At 69.6% G+C, this 3,265-nt stretch carries 4 protein-coding genes; all 4 read right to left on the bottom strand.

What is annotated here, in order from left to right:
* Nucleotides 1-267, bottom strand: a 267-nt coding sequence (locus WA805_RS26790) for an SDR family NAD(P)-dependent oxidoreductase (protein ID WP_425243730.1), incomplete at its 3' end; no start/stop codon positions are given.
* A gap of 68 nt (nt 268-335) precedes the next feature.
* Nucleotides 336-2,192: an APC family permease gene (locus tag WA805_RS26785; protein ID WP_424559738.1), complete on the bottom strand. Its 1,857-nt coding sequence runs from the start codon at nt 2,190-2,192 to the stop codon at nt 336-338.
* Between the two features lie 70 nt (nt 2,193-2,262).
* Entirely contained in the window at nt 2,263-2,451 is a 189-nt protein-coding gene (locus WA805_RS26780; RefSeq protein ID WP_422277099.1) for a hypothetical protein, read from the bottom strand.
* 17 nt (nt 2,452-2,468) lie between these two features.
* Nucleotides 2,469-2,933, bottom strand: a complete 465-nt coding sequence (locus tag WA805_RS26775) for an Lrp/AsnC family transcriptional regulator (protein ID WP_422277101.1) — start codon at nt 2,931-2,933, stop codon at nt 2,469-2,471.
* Nucleotides 2,934-3,265 lie beyond the last annotated feature (332 nt).

The raw sequence follows: 3,265 nt of genomic DNA, 5'->3' as shown, positions 1-3,265 counted from the left end.
CGTGTCGACCCGGCCGTATCGCTCCTTGACCCATCCCGTGAGCTGCTCGATGTTGACCGAGTTGTCGACCTCGATGTGGCACGGCGTGATCCGCTCGCCTTCCGGGTCGATCTCCTTGGCCGCGAGCCCTGCCTTGCGCGGGTCCCTGGAGCCGAGCACCACCGCGTAGCCGGCCATCGCGAGCTGCCGGCAGATCTCGAGTCCTACGCCGCGGTTGCCGCCAGTGACCACGGCCACCGGCAACTGGGAGCGCGCTGGCGTCGTCACCGTCCGATCCCCGCGAAGTAGCCCATGTCCTAATATTTTGCCATCCGCACGCCGGCGCGTGTCCCGCGTTACCGTCCGCTGGCCGCGTCAGCGGCGCCGGCCGGGTCGGCGGCGAGCGTCTCCAGCCGGTAGCGCAGCCGGCAGAGCACCACGTTCGCGGTGCCCCGGCGGATCGCACGGTCCAGGATGATGCCCCGCTGGTTGTGCAGCAGCCATTGCAGGGGACCGGTCGGCTGCACTTCGGGAATCAGCACGACCAGCCGGTGGTACGTGTCCTCCGCCTCGAGCCGGCGCAGGTAGTGAACGATCGGCTTGGCCAGCGACCGGTGCACGGACCGCAGCGTGATCAGCGGCACCTCGGGCCGCCACGCCTGCCACTGCTCGCGGAATGACGCGTCGGGCGCCTGAGCGCCGGTCTCGGAGTCAGAGTCATCATCTGAGTCCGTGTACACCACGGTCACCGCGACCACGTCGTCGCCGAGCGACAGCGCCGCCGAGATGCCTTCCGCGGTCAGCCGGGACAGGCCCATGACCGGCACGACCACAAGCACGGGCATCTTCACGGGCGGCGGCGGCACCTGGCCTATCCCGAGCTGCACGCCGATCCGCTCGTACGCCCGGCCCACCGCGAGGAACAGCAGCACCAGCAGCGGGATGACGATCGCGACCAGCCACGCCCCGGCGAGGAACTTGCTGCCCAGCTCGATCACGGTGGCAGCGAAGGTCAGCACCGCCCCGACGCCGTTGATCCAGGCGCGGTAGACCCAGCCACTGGACCGCTGCTCACGCCAGTGCCGCACCATCCCGACCTGGGACAGCGTGAAGCCGACGAACACCCCGACCGCGAACAGCGGTACCAGCGCCTGCGTGTCACCGCGGGAGGCGACGAGCAGCAGCGCCGCGGCCACCGCCAGCACCCCGATGCCGTAGCGGTACACCCGGCGGTCGGCGCGCAGCCCGAACACGTGCGGCAGGAAGTTGTCATGCGCCAGCAGCCCGGCGAGCACCGGCAGGCCGCCGAACGACGTGTTCGCGGCGAGCGCGAGCAGCACCAGCGTGATCAGCTGGATGACGTAGTAGAGCGCGTTGTGCCCGACCGCGCCCTCGGTGAGCTGCGCGAGCACCGTCGTCCCCGACTGCGGCACCACGTCCCAGCGGCGGATCAGCTCGCCGAGGCCGAGCAGCATCACGCCGAGCAGGACGCCAAGCCACACCTCGGTGTGCTGCGCCCGCTTCGCCCGCGGCTTGCGGAACTGCGGCACCGAGTTGGCGATCGCTTCCACGCCCGTCAGCGCCGAACATCCCGACGCGAACGCCTTCAAGATCAGCAGTACGCCGACAGAATCGGTGATCGACGGCATCGCGTGCGACAGCGCCACGTCCGGCTGCGACCGGACCAGGCCGCCGATGATCACCACGGCCATCGCGGCGATGAACGCGAGCGTGGGCACCATGAAGATGCGCGCCGACTCCACGACGCCCCACATGTTCGACGCGGTGATCAGGGCGAGCACCAGCAGGCAGAGCCATACCCGGGCGCCGTACAGCGCGGGGAACGCGGCGGTCAGCGCCTCGACGCCGGCGGACACGCCGACCGCGGCGTTCAGGATGTAGTCGACGATCAGGGAGGCCGCCGCGACGAGGGACGGCACCTTCCCGAGATGCCGCTTGGAGACGGCGTACGCGCCGCCCCCGTTAGGGAAGGCCTCGATGACCTGCCGGTAGGAGGTCACCAGCGCGGCGAGCAGGATGACGATCGCGCCGGTGATCGGCAGGCTGTACTTGAGCGCCGACACTCCGGCCGTGACCAGCACGACGAGGATGGCTTCCGGCCCGTAGGCGACGCTCGACAGCGCGTCCAGTGAAAGAGCGGCCAGTCCGCCGAGTGCGGTCAGCCGCTCGCGTTCCCCATCCGGCTGGTTCACGTTCTCGATTATCCCGAACGGGCGCGGCCGTCTCGCCAGCCCGCCGGCTACTCCGCAGGGACTAGGGGGCTCAGCCGATGAGCACCGCGGCGACGATCGCGGCGAGCACGGCCACGCCGACCACGATGCCCGCGAGGAGCCCGATCTTGGAACCGGGAACCCGCATGTGCCAAGGAGCGGGAGGGTCGTCATCCTGCCGCTGCGCGAACGCCTGGAACCGCGCGGTGTCCGCGCTCAGGTCATTATCAACATCGGACATGGTGCGACCTTAGCGTGTTACGCGTGTTCAGAAGGGGCGAACGAATCGGCTCGTTCGATCAGCCTCGACAGCACGATGACGCTTCTGGTGCGCACCACGAACGGCTCCGCGCCGATCCGCTCCATCACCTGCTCGAAGTGCCTGACGTCGGCGGCCCTGATGTGCACCAGCGCGTCTGCCTCGCCGGTCACCGTGCAGGCGTCCGCCACCTCCGGGTAGCCCCGGACCGCCGCGGCGATCACGTCGGGCGTGGTCCGCCCGCTGCAGAACAGCTCGACGTACGCCTCGGTGGTCCAGCCGAGCGCGGCCGGGTCCACGCGCGCGGAGAACCCGGTGATCGCGCCGGAAGCCCGCAGCCGGTCCACCCGCCGCTTGACGGCGGGCGCGGACAGCCCGACCTCATTCCCGATCACCGCGTAGCTGGCCCGGGCGTCCTTGATCAGCGCGGTGATGATCCGCGCGTCGATGTCATCGAGGCTCATCGGCTCACCATCATGGCCCGCGCGGCCCCGGTAGGCAAAAAAATGTGAGGCTCAGTGTCCCGCTTTCACTGAGCCTCACCTATGAGACGTAGGACACCCCTATCCGGTTTACGACTTCTGCAGAAATTTTCGCGCGGGGATCGCGGCTTTCCGCGGGCTGAGCCGGCCGCGTACCGTGATGTCGTGGACCAGAAGGCCTGGCCGCTGGATATCCGCGTGAGCGACCTGGTGACGGTCGCTATCGTGATCGCGGTCATCGAACTGAACGTGGCGGTGGGCGGCGGCGCGGGCGCGGCGCCGCTCGACGCGCTGTCCTGGACGCTCGGCGCGGT

It is taken from the genome of Trebonia sp. (genome assembly GCF_049794275.1).
Classification (GTDB): domain Bacteria; phylum Actinomycetota; class Actinomycetes; order Streptosporangiales; family Streptosporangiaceae; genus Trebonia.
This window is presented reverse-complemented; position numbering and strand designations above follow the sequence as displayed.